This is a genomic window from Pseudolysinimonas sp., from assembly GCF_039912695.1.
GTDB lineage: Bacteria > Actinomycetota > Actinomycetes > Actinomycetales > Microbacteriaceae > Pseudolysinimonas_A.
The window spans coordinates 155,187-173,846 of record NZ_JBDSPJ010000021.1 but is presented as its reverse complement, the minus strand read 5'-3'; the positions used below and the strand labels follow the sequence as shown (position 1 = coordinate 173,846).

Genomic DNA, 18,660 nt, shown 5'->3' with positions numbered 1-18,660 from the left:
GGCAGTCAGGGTACGCGGACGAGAGCAGGAGGGCAGCCCCTGCCACGATAGATTTGCGGCCGTGGCCGACACCGTGAGCAATGCCGAGCAGAACCCAGACGACTCCCAGCCCTGGGCCGAACTCGGCCTGAAGGTCGACGAGTACGCCCGTATCAAGGAGATCCTCGGCCGCCGCCCGACCTCGTGCGAGCTGGCGATGTACTCGGTGATGTGGAGTGAGCACTGCTCCTACAAGTCGTCGAAGGTGCATCTGAAGCAGTTCGGGCAGAAGGTTTCGCCTGAGATGACGAAGAACCTCATGGTCGGCATGGGCGAGAACGCCGGCGTCGTCGACATCGGTGAGGGCTGGGCGGTCACTTTCAAGATCGAGTCACACAATCACCCGTCGTACATCGAGCCGTTCCAGGGTGCAGCCACCGGAGTCGGCGGCATCGTGCGCGACATCATCTCGATGGGTGCGCGCCCGGTCGCCGTGATGGATGCCCTCCGCTTCGGGGCGATCGATCATCCCGACACTGCTCGCGTGGTGCCGGGAGTCGTGAGCGGCATCTCGTTCTACGCGAACTGCCTCGGCCTGCCCAACATCGGCGGCGAGACCTGGTTCGACCCGGTGTACCAGGCGAACCCCTTGGTGAACGCCCTCGCGGTCGGGGTGCTGCGCCACGAAGACCTCCACCTCGCGAACGCCCGCGGAGCCGGCAACAAGGTCGTGCTGTTCGGCGCCCGCACCGGTGGCGACGGTATCGGTGGCGCGAGCATCCTCGCCTCCGACACGTTCTCAGCCGGCGGACCGACCAAGCGTCCAGCCGTTCAGGTCGGCGACCCGTTCGCCGAGAAGGTGCTCATCGAGTGCTGCCTCGAACTGTTCGCCGCCGACCTGGTGGAAGGCATCCAAGACCTGGGAGCTGCCGGCATCTCGTGCGCCACCTCGGAACTCGCCAGCAACGGCGACGGCGGCATGGCCATCGAATTGGATGCCGTCCTCCTGCGCGATCCCTCACTCACGGCCGAAGAGATCCTGATGTCGGAAAGCCAGGAGCGGATGATGGCGATCGTCGAGCCGTCGAAGTTGGAGGGTTTTCTCGCCGTCACCGCCAAGTGGGATGTCGAGACCAGCGTGCTGGGCGAGGTCAACGACTCGGGCCGCCTCACGATCACCTGGCGCGGCGAAACGATCGTCGATGTCGACCCCCGCACCGTCGCCGTCGACGGCCCGGTGTACGACCGCCCGATGGTGCGCCCCGAGTGGATCGACGCGCTCAACGCCGACTCGGCATCAGTTCTGCGGCGCCCGGCGACCGGCGACGAGCAGCGCGCCGACCTTCTGCACCTGCTGGGCAGCCCGAACCTCGCCGACAAGAAGTGGGTCACCAACCAGTACGACCGGTACGTGCTGGGCAACACCGCGCTGTCCTACCCAGACGACGGCGGCATGGTGCGGGTCGACGAGACCTCCGGCCTCGGCTTCGCCGTCGCGACGGATGCCAACAGCTGGTACTGCTACCTCGACCCGTATGAGGGTGCAAAACTCGCGCTCGCCGAGGCCTACCGCAACGTTGCCGTGACGGGTGCGACCCCGGTCGCAGTCTCGGATTGCCTCAACTTCGGTTCCCCGGAGAACCCCGAGGTGATGTGGCAGTTCGAGCGCACCGTCACGGGCCTCGCCGACGGCTGCCTCGAGATCGGCATCCCGGTGACCGGCGGCAACGTGTCGTTCTACAACCAAACCGGCGACGTGCCGATCCATCCGACGCCGGTGATCGCCGTGCTCGGCACCATCGATGACGTCGGGCGGCGGGTTCCGTCGGGCTGGCAAGACGGTGGTGACAACGTCTACCTGCTGGGCACGACGTCGCTCGAACTCGACGGCTCGGCCTGGGCCGGCGTGCTGCACGGTCACCTCGGCGGACGTCCCCCCGCCGTCGACCTGAGTCGCGAGAAAGACCTCGGCGCCCTCCTCGCGGCGGCCGCCCACGAAGGACTGCTGAACGCAGCCCACGACCTCGCCGACGGGGGGCTCGCGATCGCGTTGACCGACGCCATCCTGCGCTTCGGCGTTGGCGCCCGGGTGTTCCTCGACGAACTCTGCGAACGCGATGGAATCGACGTCGCGACGGCGCTGTTCTCCGAGTCGACCGGTCGCGTGCTCGTCGCTGTTCCTCGCGAAGAAGACGTCAAGTTCACCCGGCTCTGCGAAGGTCGCGGCTACCCGGTGCTGCGGATGGGCGTGACCGACACCGAGGGAGACCTCGAGGTGCAAGACCACTTCACGATCCCGCTGGCCGAACTTCAGGATGTTTCACGTGGCACCCTCGCGGCGCACTTCGGTCCCGTGGTCGGGTACCCGGCGCGCTAGGAGCGGATTACTGCCCAGCGGGAAGAAATCGCGGGCAGGGGAAGGGCAAAACATTCCCGCCGGGTAGATTTTTCGGGAGCATCGTGTCAGAATCTCCCCGACGGGCAGATTCGGAGGGTCACAGTGAGCGACCTCGTGAGCATTGGCGAACTCAGCGCAAACCTCGGGCTCCCGATCAAGACTCTCCGTCGCCTCGCGGATCGCGGTGAGATCCCGTCCAGCGTGTCGGCTGGCGGACACCGTCGGTTCGATCTTGAGGGGGTCCGCACTGCGCTCGCCACGACCGACTCCACAATGCCGGCGCGCCCGCCGGAGTGGAGTTCCCGCGACGAGCTTGACGGGCTGTCGGAGTCAGACGTGTGGCTCCGCGCCAGAACGGGTCTCGAGATAGATGGCAGCACAGACGCAGGACGCGCAGCGACTTACGCATTCACCGAGATGCTCAACAACGCAATCGATCACAGCGGAAGTCAGTGGGCTGACTCCGAGGTCTGGTCGACATCATCCGCGTTCGCATTCCGCATCCGGGACCACGGCGACGGGGTATTCGCACACCTTCAGTCCGGCCTGGGCCTCAGTCGCCCCATCGAGGCCGCGGCTGAGCTCACCAAGGGAAAGCGCACGACCTGGCGCGAACGCCATAGCGGAGAGGGGATCTTCTTCACCTCCAAAGTCGCCGGGGTGTTTCGGCTCTCGGCAAACGGTCTTCGACTGACGGTCGACAACCTCCGCGGCGACGTCGCACTCGGGGTCTCGCCAGTCCGGATCGGCACCCTCGTCGAGTTCACGCTTCCCCTTCCGCCAGCTCGCACCTTGCGCTCGGTCTTCGAGGAATTCACGACCGAGGATCGCGGATTCGTGAGGAGTCGCCCCACAGTCAAGCTGTTTGGCACGGGACTCGCGTTCATCTCGCGGTCGGAAGCGCGTCGTCTCATGGAGGGGATGGAGGCTTTCGACGACATCGATCTCGACTTCGCCGGAGTAGATGACGTCGGCCAGGGCTTCGTCGATGAACTGCTCAGGGTCTGGCCATCCGAGCACGGCGGCGTGCGCCTCGTTCCGACCAACATGAATGAGGCAGTCGAGTTCATGGTGAATCGGGCGCGTCGAGGTTGAGTTTCGACCCTAGACCGCGAACTTAACTCCCGACCAATCTTCGGCGAGCGCCCACAGTTTCGCGCCGAACTCCGGCGACGCGGATGAGGTGACCGGCGCCTGGGCAACCGGCAGGCCGCGCATCCCGAACATCTGGCCGGGGCCGAAGAACGTACCCGACTCCGCGTCAGGATCGGTCGCCGCACGCACGACCGGCCAGGCGCCGTGATCTTTGCCTTGCGCGACGACGGCCGACGCGAAGCCGCCGACCCGCTGCCACCACGACGAGTTGGTGATGACGTCGGGCCGTTTCTCGGAGAGTTCGTTGACCGCATACCCGGGGTGCGCGAGCATCGACTTGCGCGCATCCCCGGCCGCGCGTAGTCGACGATCGAGTTCGAACGCGAAGCCGTGCACCGCATGCTTCGAGAAGGCGTACGCGCGGAACGGTCGGTACTTCTTCTCGGACATCAGGTCATCGGGGTCGAGTCGAGTCATCGCGGTCGCCATCGAGCCGAGTCCGACGACGCGATCTCGAAGCACGGGAAAGACCAGCGCCGTCAGCGCGAAGTGCCCGACGAAATTGCCGCCAACCTCGAGTTCGAGGCCGTCCTTGGTCGTCTTCCGCGTCGCCGGAGAGATCACGAGTCCGGCATTGTTGACCAGCACATCCGCTCCGCCGAGTTCGGCGATGTGATCAGCCGTCGCGCGAACGGAGTCGATCGAGGTGAGGTCGAAGGGCACGTGGTGGATGTCGACGTGCGGCACCCGAGCACGAATCGACGCCATCGCCTGGTTCGCCTTGGGCGCATGTCGGGCCGCCAGGATGATGCGGGCACCGGCCCCGGCGAGCTGCTCGCACGCCCAGTAGCCGATGCCGGTGCTCCCGCCGGTGACAACGAAAGTTCGTCCCTCCTGCGACGGGAGGTGAACTGGATCCCAGGTCACGGTTGCGGGGTACTGATCGCGCCGGTGGAGGCGATTTGCTCGTGGTGGTGGATGACCTCGGCGACGACGAAGTTGAACCACTTCTCGGCGAAGGCGGGGTCGAGTTGGGCGTCGAGTGCGAGCGCCCGGAGTCGCGCGGTTTGCACCCTCTCGCGCTCAGTATCTGACGGTGGCAGCCCGCGCGCGGCCTTCAGCCGGCCGACCCGTTGTGTCGCTTTGAACCGCTCAGCCAGAAGATGCGTGAGGGCAGCGTCGATGTTGTCGATGCTCTGACGCAGCTCGGCGAGTTCGGCGCGCGTCGCGTCATCCATCTCGGCCATGCGGCCAGACTACCGATCCAACCTAGCTACCGATCCAAGGTCGGGGTCGGTGCAGACCTGAGTCGCTCTTCGAGCCCGGCTCGAACCCCCGGCCATTCCTCGACCAGGATCGAGAACACGGCAGTGTCGCGCCAGGTGCCGTCGGCGCGCCGTCGGTCCCGACGGGTGATGCCCTCGAAGGTGGCGCCGAGTTTCGAGATCGCCGCCCTCGATCGCTCGTTGCGAGCATCCGCCTGAAGTTTCACGCGGCCGAACCCGTGGTCAAAAGCCGTCCCGAGCATCAGCAACTTTGCTTCGGGGTTCACCGCGGTGCCCCAGATGCTCGGGTGCCAGCCGGTCCAGCCGATGTGCGCATGCTCCAACGCGAGGTCGAAGTCGGCAAGGCTCGACGACCCGACGATGGTGCCGGCATCGGGGCCGACCGTGAGACGAGCAACGTAGGTAATGCCAGCCTCGTGGGGAAAGTAGCGGGGCGCCCACTCTGCGTAGGCGGTCTGGTCGGCAGGGAGACCCTCCGGGCCGCCCCCGTAGCCACCCGCGAAGACCTCGGGACGCCCGAGTGCAGCCCACAGGCCGGGCAGATGTTCGGTCGTGAAAGGTTCGAGCTGGATGACGCGGCCTTCGAGCACGCGGCGGTCGGGGCGGGTGGCAGTCACCTTGCAATCCTCGCAGCCGCTAACGTGACGCCATGCAGCGCTTTTCAGGTCAGCCTTGGCGTCTCGCCGGCGCCGTCGTCGGCTGGCTCGGTTTCTCGTTCTGCTTCACGCTGCTGTACCTGTCGGCGGGTGTGGTGATGGGGCTCGGCGGCTTCTGCGCCTCCGGTGGTGCCTACGTGATCGCAACCGAGTGTCCCGACTCCGTCGTCGCATTCACGCCGCTCTCGATCGTCGGGGGGCTGGTCATCGTCGGCGTCAGCGTCTACCTCGCCCGTGGTTTCGGCACCCCGCTCGCCGCCTGGGCCTGGCCGATCCTGTTCTGCGGTCTGGGCGTGCAGTTTCTCCTCAGCGCACTGTCCGGCGACCCGACGGGAATCTTCATCGCGGTGGTCTTCATCGTGATGGGGCTAGTCCCGCTGGTGATCGCCTTCCGCGCCGACTGGCGCCCGGTGCTCGTCGGAAGCACGGCTCTCAACGGCCACCCGTTCGGTGACACCTCCGCCGCATCCCGTCTCGCGGCGCCGTTCGGGCGCGAAGACGATCGCGAACCGATCGCGCCGACCGCCACCGACTGGCTGGTGAGCCTGAGCATCACGATTCTCGGCTCAGCCCTCGGCATCTACCTGGCGCTCGCGACCTTCTCTGCTGTCGCGAACTCCGGCCCGCAGTAGAGCCCGCCGACGATTCGACATGACGCCGGATGAGCTAGCCGACCTCGCGCACCTGCGCCGAGCGCGCGACTACATCGACCGCGAATACGCCCAGCCCCTCGACGTTCCGGCGATGGCGCAGAAGGCGCTCATGTCACCCTCCCATTTCGCTCGCAAATTTCGGGCTGCCTACGGTGAGACTCCGTACGGCTACCTGATGACCCGCCGCATCGAGCGAGCGCAAGACCTGCTGCGCCGCGGCGACCTCTCGGTGACCGACGTCTGCCTCGCCGTCGGGTGTACGTCGCTCGGCTCGTTCAGCGCCCGGTTCACCGAGATCGTCGGCATGACGCCCACCGCATATCGCACGGGCGACCATTCCGGCCACGCACTGCTCCCCCCGAAGACCGTCATGACCGGAGCGCGACCGAGCAGGAATCGAGAAGCGGCCCCGGCATCCCGCCCGTAACGTGGCGGTCATGACGATCTCGATCTCGCACTTTCCGGTCAGCGCCCCCGACGTCGACGCGAGCGTCGCCTTCTACCGTGACGCCCTCGGCTTCACCGTTGTGATGGATGTTCCCAACGGCTCATATCGCTGGGTCACGATGGCCTCACCCGACGACCCAAATGCGCAGATCGTGCTCAGCGAACCGCACGCGGGCCGGTCACAGCAGGAGGGTGACGAGATGCTCGCCCTCGTCGCCAAGGGCGCCTTCGGTCCGATCGTGCTGCGCACCGACGACGTCGACGCCGCCTTCGAGCGCGCACGGTCGTCGGGCACCGGCGAGGTGCTGCAGGAGCCGATGGATCAGGGCTGGGGCGTCAAAGACTGCGCCTTCCGAGACCCGGCTGGCAACATGATCCGCATCGCCCAACCGGCTTAGCGGCTTAGCGGCTTAGCGGCTAACCGAGCAGGTCGTGCCGTACGACGATCGCGTCGCGTTCTGGCCCGACCCCAATCGCCGAGATCCGCGACCCTGACATCCCCTCGAGAGCGATCACGTAGTCCTGCGCGTTCTTCGGCAGATCGCCGAAGGTACGGGCACCGGTGATGTCTTCGGTCCAGCCGGGGAACTCCTGGTAGATCGGAACGGCGTGGTGGAAGTCGCTCTGGTTGACCGGCACTTCCTCAAACCGAACGCCATCGACGTCGTAGGCGACGCAGACCGGAATGGTGGCCAGGCCGGTCAGAATGTCGAGCTTCGTCAGCACGAAATCGGTGACGCCGTTGATGCGTGAGGCGTAGCGCGCGATCGGGGCGTCGTACCAACCCACGCGGCGCGGGCGCCCTGTCGTGGTGCCAAACTCGTGCCCCGTGGCCCGCAGGAACTCGCCCATCTCGTCGAACAGCTCGGTGGGAAAGGGGCCCGATCCGACGCGGGTCGTGTACGCCTTGACGATGCCGATGATCCGCTCGAGGCGAGCCGGCGCGACGCCTGAGCCGGTCGCCGCTCCACCCGCAGTCGCCGACGAGGATGTCACAAACGGGTAGGTGCCGTGATCGATGTCGAGCATCGTGGCCTGGCCGCCTTCGAACAGCACGGTCTTGCCGGCATCCAGTGCCTGATGCAGCACGAGAGCCGTGTCGGCGACCATCGGCCGCAGGCGCTCTGCGTGCTTGAGCAGTTCGGCGACGACCTCATCGACGGTGACCGCACGACGGTTGTAGATCTTCACCAGAAGGTGATTCTTCTGGCCGATCGCGCCCTCCACCTTCTGGCGCAGGATGTTCTCGTCGAACAGGTCTTGGATGCGGATGCCGACCCGGTTGATCTTGTCGGCGTACGCCGGCCCGATGCCGCGACCGGTCGTGCCGATCTGCCGCTTGCCGAGGAACCGCTCCGTGACCTTGTCGAGGGTGCGGTGGTAGGAGGTGATCACGTGCGCGTTCGCGCTGACCAGAAGCCGCGAGACATCCACCCCGCGTGCCGTGAGTGCATCGAGTTCCTCGAACAGCACGTCGAGGTCGATGACGACGCCATTCGAGATGACCGGGATGACCCCGGGCGTCAGGATGCCGGAGGGCAGCAGGTGCAGGGCGTACTTCTCGGTGCCGATCACGACGGTGTGGCCGGCGTTGTTGCCGCCGTTGAACTTGACGACGTAGTCAAGCCGACTGCTGAGCAGGTCGGTGGCCTTGCCCTTGCCTTCGTCGCCCCACTGGGCGCCGACGATCACGATTGCGGGCATGCGGGGACTCCCTAGAAAGTAACGGAGGGATTACACCCCATCCTATCGAGGATGAGTGAACCGGCGACCGCTGATCGTGTCGGGGTCAAGACGCAGGTAGTTGAGCTTCTCGCTCGGGTCCCAGGTCGCGATCCGGGTCACGCCCGATGACTCGATCTCAACATCCGAGTCGAGACGCTGTACCCGCCCGCGGATGACGACGCTCCACCGGGTCGCGCCGCGACCGCCGTCGGTTTCGAAGGCAACCTCGGGATGTGCCGTCAGGAGCTCGAGTTTGGCGCCGGGCCCACTGCGGAAGTAGAGCGCGTTCCGGCCAACGAGGTAGTTCACCGGAAAGATGTCGACCCCTGTGTCACGACGCATCGCGAGTCTGCCGACCTCCTGTCGACTCAACAGCCGCCAGATCTCGGTGTCGTCGAGCGCGTCGCCACCGCGGGCGACCTCGGCTCGGTCGGCATCCACCTCGAGGTTGTCGATCACGAAGTCGACTCCAGAGACTTCGGCTGCCGCGTGATGCAGCGAGCGGCGTGCCGCCGTCGTCGCAACCCGCCCTCGGAGCGTAACGACGTGTTGGACGGAGGTCGATACCACCTCGGTCAGCGAAATCCCGGTGGCCACGAGCGCGGCACGCACCGCTGTGGCGACCTCGTCGTCGCCGAGTTCGGCCCCGCGCGTTCCCGCCTTCACCGACAGTCGATTGTCGACGACCTCCACGCCGTCGAGCGTCACCGAGATCGCGTGGGCGGCCAGCCGCTCGGCATGCGTGCGAACGGAACCGTGCAGAACGATGACGCCGCCGGTCGCGTCAACCCGGATGTCGGCCGGGTCGAGGTCGGCGGAGGAATCGAGCGCCTCACGGACCCGTCCGCGGAGTCCTCGTCTGCCTTCGCTCATGCCTCATTGTGTCGCACGTACCTGCGGACCCATTCATGCATCACGATCGCGGCCGCAGCTCCCGCGTTGATCGAGCGAGTCGACCCGAACTGGGCGATTTCGACTACCAGGTCAGCGGCGGCGAGCGCCTCGGCGGTCAAACCCGGTCCTTCTTGCCCGAAGAGCAGCACGCAGCGTTCGGGAAGCTCGGCGGTGACAATATCCACCGACCCTTCGATGTTGTCGACCGCGACGATGGGTAGGTCGCGTTCCCGCGCCCAGGCGACGAGATCGGCAACATCGGGATGCTCGACGATGTGTTGGTAGCGGTCGGTCACCATGGCGCCGCGACGGTTCCAGCGCCGGTTGCCGACGATGTGCACGGCCTCGGCGAGGAAGGCGTTTGCGGTGCGCACGATCGAGCCGATGTTCATGTCGTGTTGCCAGTTCTCGATCGCGACATGGAACGGGTAGCGACGAGAATCGAGGTCGGCGACGATCGCCTCCATCGACCAGTAGCGGTAGACATCCACGACATTGCGGGTGTCACCGTGTTCGAGCAACTCGGGGTCGTAGCGCTCATCGGTCGGCCACGCATCGCGGCCACCGGGCCACGGCCCGACTCCGATCTCGCGTCTGAGGAACTCGTCTTTCACGAGCATGACCTTATGTCGGGGTGGACGTCGGCTGCTCGACCTCGCTAGAAAAGTGTCGGGTCGGCCTCGGCGATGACCACGGAATCGGCACGGACGAGCAGATCGAGTAGCGCGGTATTGATGAACAGCCGCTCGCGACCGCGACGCATGTCGAGCAGAGACCCCGTCTTCACCAACGCGTTCAGCCAATTCGTCGCGGTTGGACGCGACACCTTGCACTGATCAATCACGTTGGCGATGCGACAGTACGGCTGTTCGAACAGGACTGCGAGCAAGTCGGCATTTGCCCCTCCCGTCGCTTGCCTGATCGCGTCGAGCATCCGGTCCTGAAGCGACTGGATCTTGTCGATCTTGATCACCGTCGACGCCGCTGTCTGCCGAATGCCTTCGATGACGAAGAGGATCCAGTCCGTCCAAGCGCCGTCACGCGTCACGGCGAGCAAGAGCCGGTAGTACTCATCCTTGTTTTCGATGATGTAACGCGAGAGGTAAAGAATGGGCTGCTCGATCAGTCCAGCGCTCATCAGCATGAGCACATTGAGGATTCGGCCCGTACGCCCGTTGCCATCCTCGAACGGGTGGATGGCTTCAAACTGGTAGTGCGCGAGAGCCATGACGACGAGAGGATCAATGCCATTGCGAGCGTGGATGTACTTTTCCCAGTCACTGAGCTTCTCGCGGATGCGCGCCTCGCCAATCGGCGGTGTGTAGATCGCCGCTTGGGTCACGGGGTTGCCGATGAACGTCCCGGGCAGCCGACGAACTGACATCTCGCGGCTCTTGACTGCCGTACAAATCTCCGAAGCGGTCGTCGCTGAAAGCGGTCGCGACTGAATGAGCCTCACACCTGCGAAGAGAGCGCTGCGGTAGCTCAGCGTTTCCTTGGTCGCGGGGTTAGTCGCGGAGGCTTCATCATGCGCGTACCGAAAGAGCTCGTCGGTGGTGGTGACGATGTTCTCGATTTCCGAGCTTGCCTGCGCCTCGAGGAGCGGGATCGCGTTGATCAGAACCGTCGGATTTGTGATCCTTCGCGCTGCCTGATCGAGAGCGGCAAGTGCAGCGCGAGCCTCAATGGTCGCCTTCAGGACCTCGCGCGTCTCGACTTCGACGTCGGGTGGCAGCGGCGGGAGGTCGTTGTAAGGCTCGCTTGCAATCCAGGCCATATGCAAAGTCTAGTAACACTTCCGCGTGACGTGTAAAAAAATCCCTATATTTTTTACACGTCACGAGTACGTACCCCGCGGCTTTACATGAACGGCAAAGTTGGTGGCGCAGAGTCTCCCTAGCATGGGGCCATGCGTGAACGCGGAGATATCGAGTGCTGGCTCACCGACATGGACGGCGTGCTGGTGCACGAGAACACCCCGCTGCCCGGTGCGGCCGACCTGATCAAACAGTGGCGGGACCGCGACATCCCGTTCCTGGTGCTGACCAACAACTCGATCTTCACGCCGCGTGACCTCGCCGCCCGGCTGCGCGCGTCGGGGCTCGACGTGCCCGAGAAGAGCATCTGGACCTCAGCCCTGGCCACGGCCGACTTCTGTGCCTCGCAGATTCCGGGCGGCTCGGCCTTCGTGATCGGTGAGGCCGGCATCACGAATGCGCTGCACGAAGTGGGCTTCATCATGACCGACACCGAACCCGACTACGTCGTCGTCGGCGAGACCCGCAACTACTCGTTCGAGGCGATCACCCGCGCGATCCGGCTGATCAACGCGGGCTCGCGCTTCATCGCGACGAATCCGGATGCCACCGGGCCCAGCGCGGATGGCGTGCTGCCCGCCACCGGCGCCGTCTCGGCACTCATCACCAAAGCCACCGGCAAGGAGCCGTACGTGGTCGGCAAGCCGAACCCGATGATGTTCCGGTCGGCGATGAACCGCATCGGCGCACACAGTGAGAACACCGGGATGATCGGCGACCGGATGGACACCGACATCGTCGCCGGCATCGAGGCGGGCCTGCACACCGTGCTCGTGCTGACCGGCATATCGGATGCTGCGGAGATCGAGCGCTACCCGTTCCGCCCCGACGAGATCCTCACGGGAGTGCACGAACTCGTCGACCGTTCGTAACTGTTAACCTCCGGGCATGGCCTGGACCTGGAGAGACGACGACCCCGACACCGTCGTGCTCGGCGACAACCTGGCGGTCACCGCCGGCATCCCGGATGGCGCGTTCCGCCTGATCTACCTCGACCCCCCGTTCAACACGGGCCGCACGCAGCGCCACCAACGGGTCACGGCGACCCGCGACGAGGCAGGCCGGGCCGGCTTCGGCGGTCACGGTTACCTCCGGGAGAGCGGCACGGTGTCGCAGTACAACGACACCTTCGAGGACTACTGGGCCTTTCTCGAACCGCGACTGCGCGAAGCCCACCGCCTCCTCGACGACCAGGGCACGCTCTACCTGCACCTCGACTACCGGGAGTCGCACTACGCGAAGGTCGCCCTAGATGGGCTGTTTGGCCGGGAGTGCTTTCTCAACGAAATCATTTGGGCCTACGACTACGGCGCCAAGTCGACCCGGCGCTGGCCGGCGAAGCACGACACGATCCTGGTCTACGTGAAGAACCCCGACCGGTACTTCTTCGACTCGACGTCAGTTGACCGTGAGCCGTATATGGCGCCGGGGCTCGTGACGATCGAGAAGGTCGAGCGAGGCAAACTGCCGACGGATGTGTGGTGGCACACGATCGTGCCGACGAACGGCCGCGAGCGCACCGGTTACCCGACGCAGAAGCCGGAAGGCATCCTGCGCAGAATCGTGCAGGCGTCGAGCGCTCCCGGTGACTCGGTGCTCGACCTGTTCGCCGGATCGGGAACGACGGGTGCCGTTGCCGCATCCCTCGGTCGTCGTTTTCTGCTCGTCGACGAAAACCCGGATGCTGTCGCGGTCATGCGAACCCGGTTGCCCGACGCGCGATTCGTCGAACTGTAGGTCAGCCGTTCGTCGCCGGCGGAACCGCGACCGAACCGGTCATCGCGTCACCCGACGAGCGACTGATGAAGCAGTAGTACGACGGGTCGGCCTTCCACTCCTCCTTCGTCACGGGGTAGGCACCCTGGATTTGCGCGTCGGTGTAGACGCCCGCAGCCGCGAGATCGATGATGCCGGGAGCCGAGCAGAGCAGAGTGATTTGGGTCTTCAGAGCATCGGCTCCGGGGAAGGTCTTGTCGGGAGAATCCGGAAGCGACTCGGGGAACCAGGCACGGTAGACCATCTGTGCTGCGTGCGGATCGGCACAGTCCACGACCGTGTACTCCTCCTGCCAGGCGTCAACGTAGGGCTCAAGGCACTCGCCGCCCGCCAACTCGTCCCAGGCGTAGGTTCCGGGTTCGACCGGCCCAATCGGCAGGGCGGTCATGCTCGGCGTGGGAGTCGGAGTCGGCGTCGCGACGGCCGGCGCGGGTCCCAGCAGATCGGTCAACCGGGTGCCGACGAGAAAGAGCGCGATGAGCGCGATGACGGCGAGGAGCCCGCCGCCGACGCCGATGAGCACACGTTGCAGGGTGCCGAGTCCGTGCGGTGGGGGCGGTTCTCCCCCGTCACCACCCGCAACACGAACCACCTCTTTCGATGGCCGCCGGGCGAAGGGAGCTTCGTTGGGATCGGGACCGGGCTGGTACTCGCGAAAGGCGGTGTCACTGAACAGCGAGTCGAGCGCCGAGTCCGACTCAACGGTCGGCGGTCGGAGCGGCATCGGCACGAGCGCCTGAGTCGGTTCAGCGACCGGATTCAGGTGCGTCGGCTCAGGCTCGATCGACATCGCCTGGGTCGCCATGGGCTCCCAGCTCGGAGTCGTCGGATGCGGCGCGGGCTCAAACTGCGGGACCCCGATCGGATCGAACGGGTTGACCAGCGCGGGCGGTTCAACCAGCGGCACGGCGGGTTCGGTCGGCTGCACCGGCTGTGCCGGCGCACCAGCAGCGGCCGCTTCGCGTGCCTCCCGCTCGAACTTCGCGAACCAATCCTCGGCGTTTTCACCCGTGTCGGGATTCATTGCTTCTCAAGCCCCAGATCCTGAAGCGAGATGGCGGCGTAGTAGGGATAGCCGGCGGCCTCGATCACTTCCTTCGCCCCGGTGTCGCGGTCGACGACGACGGCCACGGCCGCGATCTCAGCGCCGACTTTGAGCAACGCCTCGATCGCCTTGAGTGGCGAGCCGCCGGTGGTGGAGGTGTCTTCGAGCACGACGACGCGACGACCCGCGAGGTCGGGCCCTTCGACTTGGCGACCCCGACCGTGATCCTTCGGCTCCTTGCGCACGACGAATGCGTCGTAGCGCCGCCCGATCGCCGCTCCGCGATGGAGTACCGCGGCCGCGATCGGGTCAGCTCCCATGGTCAGCCCGCCTACGGCATCCACATTCGGGATGTCGGCGATCAGGTCGACCATCACCTCACCGATGAGCGGGGCGACCCGGCCGTCGAGGCTGACCTTGCGCAGGTCGATGTAATAGGTGGCTTTCTTGCCGCTGGTCAGCGTGAAGTCGCCATGGAAGACGGCTCCGTCGGTGATGGAGCGGATGAGCGCATCCCGAGCGTCGTTCACAGGCACGGTCACAGGCACAAGACTATGTGTCATGCGCCTGGCCACTTGGAATGTCAACTCGGCGCGCAGCCGGGTTGCCCGAATCACCGACTTCCTGGTGCGTGAGAGCGTCGACGTGCTCGCGATGCAAGAGATCAAGTGCACGGCCGCACAGTTTCCGATGCAGGCATTCGAAGATGCCGGGTACGAGATCGCACTGCATGGGCTCAACCAGTGGAACGGGGTCGCGATCGCGAGCCGGCATCCTCTCGACGACGTCGAGGTGGGATTTCCCGGGATGCCGGGGTTCGCCAAAGATGTCGAGGGTCCCGATGCCCCCATCGAAGCCCGCGCGATTGGCGCGACGACGGGTGGTCTGCGGGTGTGGTCGCTCTATGTGCCGAATGGCCGCGGGCTCGCGGATCCGCACTACCTCTACAAACTCGACTGGCTCGCGAAGTTGACCGCCGCTACGAAGAGCTGGGCTTCGTCGGCCGAACCACTCGCTCTGACGGGTGACTTCAACATCGCGCCGCTGGACTCGGATGTCGGCGACCCCACGCTCATCCCCGGGTTGTCGACCCACATCTCGCCCCCCGAGCGTGCGGCCTTCGCTGCTCTTCTCGACGCAGGACTGACGGATGTCGTGCGCCCGCTGATCCCTACCGGCTACACCTACTGGGACTACCAGCAACTGCGGTTTCCACGCAACGAAGGGCTGCGCATCGACTTCGTGCTCGGCTCCCCGTCGTTCGCGGCGGCAGTCACCGGAGCGAAAATTCATCGGGATGAACGCAAGGGCGACGCCCCGAGCGACCACGTGCCCGTGGTCGTCGACCTCGATCTGCAGCCTGCCGACGCTGACGACGACGATCGGCCGATGTTCTACTGACCCGATCCGCCGGATTCGAAGCGTCGGCGAGCGCTCGACGCACGTCCTCGGCTGTCGAAATGGCATCCACGCAACGATCGTGCGCCACTCGCAACCCTTTCCGGAAGCGTCCTTCCTAGGCTCGATACATGACGATGATCCCCGCCCCGACGGTCGACGACGTCGTCGCGTCCCCAGCCTGGCTCGACCTGAAGGCCGCGGTCGCCGCGCTTCAGCCGCTGCAGATTCACGACGGCAGCATCCCGGACTCCGCGAGCCATGCCGAAGCCGGCGGACTGGTCACAAGAATCAGGGCGAACGTCGAAAAACTGTCCGATCTGTTCCCTTTTGACGCGGACTACCTGAATCTTGTGAGTGCCGACTTCGAGCGCTGGCAGGCCGAAGGGTTCGGCATCCCGGATTTCTACGACTCCCTCGTTGCGTTTCATCCCGAGCGTCACCGCGAGAACGGCCTCCGGCACCTCGTGATCTTCCCGATGTACACCCAGAACGGCAGCACCGACCGGCTCGTCGAGGCCGTTCTGATCGAGGTCGTCTGGCCTGAGTTCATCGGCGCACTCGAGCAGACCTACACGAATGCGTTGTTCGTGCCGATCCGGTTTCTCGACTTCACGACGGGTTACGACACCAACTCCGCCGTGCTGTTTCCGGAAACTGTCGCCATGCGCGAGATCCCAGCGTTCACCTGGGGCGCGATCTTCGCCGATCGTGAAGCCGCACGATTCCGCCGGGTGACCCTCGCGGCAGCCGCGATCACGAAGCTCGACCTCCCCGACGACGCGCAACGCTTGCTCGCCGACCAGAAGCTGGCCGAAGAAACTTTCGTGATGTGGGACCTCATCCACGACCGCACCCACATGCGCGGCGACCTGCCCTTCGATCCGTTCATGATCAAGCAGCGGATGCCGTACTTTCTCTACTCGCTCGAAGAGTTGCGCTGCGACCTGACCGCATTCCGCGAGGCCGTGAAGTTGGTCAGGGCCGAAGACACGGATGACGTCACCCGCGAGCACGCCGCCCTGGTGCAGTACGCCATCCTGTTCGACCGGATGTTCCGCTTTCCGCTCACCGGCGACCGCACCCGCAACTACGACGGCCTCGGCGGCCAGTTGCTGTTCGCCTGGTTGCACCAGCACAACGTGCTGCACTGGACCGACACCCAACTAGCAATCGACTGGGCCGATGTTCCGGATGTCGTGGTTCAGCTGTCCGACGCGATCAACGACCTCTACTGGCGCAGCATCGACCGCCCGAAGACCGCACATTGGCTCGCCGCGTACGACCTGGTGCGTTCGGTGCTCGACCCGCATCCCGCATCGCACTGGGCCCGCGGGCTCTCCGACGACATCCTTACCGGCCCCCCACGCGGGATGACGGATGCCGTGCTCGACGACGAGTTCCCGCTGTCGATGTTCTACGAAGCGCTCAGCAAGAAGATGGGCGACGTCATCGAATCTACGAAGGGCATCACGGGTACTGCTGCGTAGGGCCGAGTACGACGTAGCCTGGGGTGATGCTGCAGATTCGGGGAGTTGGCAAGCGCTTCGGCACGCGACAGGTTCTCGAGGACGTCTCGTTCGACGTGATCGAGGGGCGGATGACAGGGTTCGTCGGCGGCAACGGTGCCGGCAAGACCACGACGATGCGCATCATCCTCGGGGTGCTCGAGCCCGATTCGGGTGATGTGACTCTCGACGGGAAGCACCTCGGTTCGGGAGACCGCCGCGGCTTCGGTTACATGCCGGAGGAGCGCGGCCTCTACCCGAAGATGCGGTTGCTCGAGCAACTGGTCTACCTCGCACGCCTCCACGGACTCGACCCTGATGCGGCTCGCACCAACGCGCGGGAACTACTCGGGCGGCTCGGGCTTGGCGAGCGGGAGAACGACCCTCTCGAAAAACTTTCGCTGGGTAACCAACAGCGTGCGCAGATCGCCGCCGCGCTGGTGCACGATCCTGCCGTGCTCGTGCTGGACGAGCCTTTCTCGGGCCTCGATCCGATGGGGGTGGAGACCGTCGTCGACGTGCTGCGTGAGCGTGCCGCGCGCGGAGTTCCGGTGTTGTTCTCGAGCCACCAGCTCGACATCGTCGAGCGTCTCTGCGATGACCTGGTGATCATCGCCGACGGCCGTATCCGGGCGGCCGGCCCCCGCGCCGACCTTCAGGCCCAGCACGCGTCGCTGCGCTACCGACTCGTGGCCAACGACACGAACTGGCTGGATGCCTTCCCCGGCGTCACGATCGCCGACCGCTCTGCCGACGGCGTGCTGTTCGACGCCGACACCGCCGAGACCGTTCAAAAGGTGCTCGCTGCAGCCCTCGCCCGGGGTGCCGTCACCGACTTCGGGCGCCAGAATCCGACGCTTGCTGACATCTACCGGGAGATCGTGCGATGAACGTGACCAAGAGTTCCGGCATGGGGTCCGCCCGGATCGTGCGCCTGGTTGCCGCTCGAGAGATCACGATGCGATTGCGTAGCGTCGCGTTCCTGGTCTCGACCGGCATCCTGCTGGCGATTGTGCTCGCGTCGATCATCATCGGGGGACTCTCGGCGGCGAACCCCTCCGAGCTGCGGGTCGCCGTCGTATCGGGAGCGAATGTCGGCAACATGCCCGGCATCGTCATGGTTCCTGTCGCCGACCGCGCGGCCGCCGAGGCGCTGGTGCGCTCGGGCGACGTCGAGGCCGCGATCGTGCCCGACGCGAGGCCGCCGCTCGGAATCGAGGTGCTCGGCGACAAAAAGGTGCCGACGGAACTGATCCAGCTTCTGAGCGTCGCCCCGCCGGTCGAACTGCTCGACTCGAACGCCGTCAACCCGTTTCTGAGTTACCTCGTCGCGTTTGGCTTCGGGATCGTGTTCTTCGTCTCGGCAATGACGTTCGGGATGACGATCGCGCAGTCGGTGGTCGAAGAGAAGTCGACCCGGGTCATCGAGATTCTGCTCGCCGCAATCCCCACCCGAGCTCTGCTGACCGGCAAGATTGTCGGCACCTCGATCTTGGCCATCGCTCAGATTCTGCTCATCGCTCTGCTCGGTGTGGCCGGGGCCGCGATCACGGGACAGCTCTCGCTGATTCCCGACCTGGGACCGGCAGTCGCCTGGTTCGGCGTCTTCTTCGTGGTCGGCTTCGTGTTGCTCGCCTCGCTCTTTGCGGCCACCGGCGCCCTGGTGTCGCGCCAGGAAGACATCGGATCGACAACCACTCCCGTGACGATGCTGGTGATGATCCCGTACTTCCTGGTGATCTTCTTCAACGACAACCCCCTCGTGGTCACGGTGATGTCCTACGTGCCGTTCTCGGCGCCGATCGCGATGCCGCTGCGGGTGTTCCTCGGCACTGCCCAGTGGTGGGAGCCCCTCCTTTCCCTCGCGCTTCTTGCGCTCACAACGCTGTTGGTCATCCGGGTCGGGGCGCGCATCTACGAACGCTCGCTGCTCAAGCTCGGCGCCCGAGTGTCGTGGCGCGAAGCGCTTGCCCGCTGAGACAA

At 65.5% G+C, this 18,660-nt stretch carries 20 protein-coding genes; 11 read left to right on the top strand and 9 right to left on the bottom strand.

The features are described 5' to 3' along the window. Positions 1-61 precede the first annotated feature (61 nt). Together purL and ABIR17_RS08245 are read left to right on the top strand one after the other, a co-directional pair. On the top strand, positions 62-2,356 hold the full coding sequence (purL, locus tag ABIR17_RS08250; protein ID WP_348003895.1) for a phosphoribosylformylglycinamidine synthase subunit PurL: 2,295 nt from the start codon (positions 62-64) through the stop codon (positions 2,354-2,356). 123 nt (positions 2,357-2,479) lie between these two features. Further along, positions 2,480-3,472, top strand: coding sequence for a DUF4325 domain-containing protein (locus ABIR17_RS08245; RefSeq protein ID WP_348003894.1), 993 nt, complete (start codon positions 2,480-2,482; stop codon positions 3,470-3,472). A 9-nt stretch (positions 3,473-3,481) separates the two neighbouring features. Here the strand turns inward: ABIR17_RS08245 and ABIR17_RS08240 are convergent, their stop codons facing one another. Genes ABIR17_RS08240 through ABIR17_RS08230 form a run of 3 tightly spaced genes read right to left on the bottom strand, consistent with a single transcriptional unit; the run spans position 3,482 to position 5,375 of the window. After that, on the bottom strand, positions 3,482-4,399 hold the full coding sequence (locus ABIR17_RS08240) for an SDR family NAD(P)-dependent oxidoreductase (protein WP_348003893.1): 918 nt from the start codon (positions 4,397-4,399) through the stop codon (positions 3,482-3,484). Next, on the bottom strand, positions 4,396-4,719 hold the full coding sequence (locus ABIR17_RS08235) for a chorismate mutase (RefSeq protein WP_348003892.1): 324 nt from the start codon (positions 4,717-4,719) through the stop codon (positions 4,396-4,398). The genes ABIR17_RS08240 and ABIR17_RS08235 overlap by 4 nt, the downstream gene beginning before the upstream one ends. A gap of 26 nt (positions 4,720-4,745) precedes the next feature. Continuing rightward, positions 4,746-5,375: a GNAT family protein gene (locus tag ABIR17_RS08230; RefSeq protein ID WP_348003891.1), complete on the bottom strand. Its 630-nt coding sequence runs from the start codon at positions 5,373-5,375 to the stop codon at positions 4,746-4,748. Between the two features lie 32 nt (positions 5,376-5,407). Between ABIR17_RS08230 and ABIR17_RS08225 the strand changes: the two genes are divergently transcribed. The 3 genes from ABIR17_RS08225 to ABIR17_RS08215 are packed head-to-tail and all read left to right on the top strand — an operon-like array spanning position 5,408 to position 6,912. Then, entirely contained in the window at positions 5,408-6,046 is a 639-nt protein-coding gene (locus ABIR17_RS08225; RefSeq protein WP_348003890.1) for a hypothetical protein, read from the top strand. A 19-nt stretch (positions 6,047-6,065) separates the two neighbouring features. Continuing rightward, the gene (locus ABIR17_RS08220; protein WP_348003889.1) at positions 6,066-6,494 is read left to right on the top strand and encodes a helix-turn-helix transcriptional regulator; all 429 of its coding nucleotides are present in this window, start codon (positions 6,066-6,068) and stop codon (positions 6,492-6,494) included. A gap of 10 nt (positions 6,495-6,504) precedes the next feature. Next, positions 6,505-6,912 carry a VOC family protein gene (locus tag ABIR17_RS08215; protein ID WP_348003888.1) on the top strand — a complete coding sequence of 136 codons (408 nt, stop codon included), beginning with the start codon at positions 6,505-6,507 and terminating at the stop codon, positions 6,910-6,912. A 19-nt stretch (positions 6,913-6,931) separates the two neighbouring features. Here ABIR17_RS08215 and ABIR17_RS08210 read toward each other — a convergent pair whose 3' ends face one another. The 4 genes from ABIR17_RS08210 to ABIR17_RS08195 are packed head-to-tail and all read right to left on the bottom strand — an operon-like array spanning position 6,932 to position 10,910. After that, positions 6,932-8,218, bottom strand: coding sequence for an adenylosuccinate synthase (locus tag ABIR17_RS08210; RefSeq protein WP_348003887.1), 1,287 nt, complete (start codon positions 8,216-8,218; stop codon positions 6,932-6,934). A gap of 42 nt (positions 8,219-8,260) precedes the next feature. Beyond that, positions 8,261-9,112, bottom strand: a complete 852-nt coding sequence (locus ABIR17_RS08205; RefSeq protein WP_348003886.1) for a pyridoxamine 5'-phosphate oxidase family protein — start codon at positions 9,110-9,112, stop codon at positions 8,261-8,263. Further along, positions 9,109-9,747, bottom strand: coding sequence for an RNA methyltransferase (locus tag ABIR17_RS08200; RefSeq protein ID WP_348003885.1), 639 nt, complete (start codon positions 9,745-9,747; stop codon positions 9,109-9,111). Before ABIR17_RS08200 ends, ABIR17_RS08205 begins: the two co-directional genes overlap by 4 nt. 44 nt (positions 9,748-9,791) lie before the next feature. Next, positions 9,792-10,910: a Fic family protein gene (locus ABIR17_RS08195; RefSeq protein ID WP_348003884.1), complete on the bottom strand. Its 1,119-nt coding sequence runs from the start codon at positions 10,908-10,910 to the stop codon at positions 9,792-9,794. Between the two features lie 132 nt (positions 10,911-11,042). Between ABIR17_RS08195 and ABIR17_RS08190 the strand changes: the two genes are divergently transcribed. Beyond that, the gene (locus ABIR17_RS08190; RefSeq protein ID WP_348003883.1) at positions 11,043-11,822 is read left to right on the top strand and encodes an HAD-IIA family hydrolase; all 780 of its coding nucleotides are present in this window, start codon (positions 11,043-11,045) and stop codon (positions 11,820-11,822) included. Positions 11,823-11,838: 16 nt separating this feature from the next. Then, positions 11,839-12,687, top strand: coding sequence for a site-specific DNA-methyltransferase (locus ABIR17_RS08185; protein WP_348003882.1), 849 nt, complete (start codon positions 11,839-11,841; stop codon positions 12,685-12,687). 1 nt (position 12,688) lies between these two features. Here ABIR17_RS08185 and ABIR17_RS08180 read toward each other — a convergent pair whose 3' ends face one another. Beyond that, complete coding sequence (locus ABIR17_RS08180) at positions 12,689-13,750, bottom strand: hypothetical protein (protein ID WP_348003881.1); 1,062 nt, start codon at positions 13,748-13,750, stop codon at positions 12,689-12,691. Continuing rightward, the gene (gene pyrE / locus ABIR17_RS08175; protein WP_348003903.1) at positions 13,747-14,301 is read right to left on the bottom strand and encodes an orotate phosphoribosyltransferase; all 555 of its coding nucleotides are present in this window, start codon (positions 14,299-14,301) and stop codon (positions 13,747-13,749) included. The genes ABIR17_RS08180 and pyrE overlap by 4 nt, the downstream gene beginning before the upstream one ends. Positions 14,302-14,332: 31 nt before the next feature. On the opposite strand from pyrE, the gene ABIR17_RS08170 reads away from it, so the two are divergent. The 4 genes from ABIR17_RS08170 (at position 14,333) to ABIR17_RS08155 (ending at position 18,655) form a co-directional block, all read left to right on the top strand. Then, positions 14,333-15,172: an exodeoxyribonuclease III gene (locus tag ABIR17_RS08170; protein WP_348003880.1), complete on the top strand. Its 840-nt coding sequence runs from the start codon at positions 14,333-14,335 to the stop codon at positions 15,170-15,172. 128 nt (positions 15,173-15,300) lie between these two features. Next, positions 15,301-16,659 carry a DUF6421 family protein gene (locus ABIR17_RS08165; protein WP_348003879.1) on the top strand — a complete coding sequence of 453 codons (1,359 nt, stop codon included), beginning with the start codon at positions 15,301-15,303 and terminating at the stop codon, positions 16,657-16,659. A 26-nt stretch (positions 16,660-16,685) separates the two neighbouring features. After that, on the top strand, positions 16,686-17,567 hold the full coding sequence (locus tag ABIR17_RS08160; protein WP_348003878.1) for an ATP-binding cassette domain-containing protein: 882 nt from the start codon (positions 16,686-16,688) through the stop codon (positions 17,565-17,567). Beyond that, positions 17,564-18,655, top strand: a complete 1,092-nt coding sequence (locus ABIR17_RS08155; protein WP_348003877.1) for an ABC transporter permease — start codon at positions 17,564-17,566, stop codon at positions 18,653-18,655. Before ABIR17_RS08160 ends, ABIR17_RS08155 begins: the two co-directional genes overlap by 4 nt. Positions 18,656-18,660: the final 5 nt, after the last annotated feature.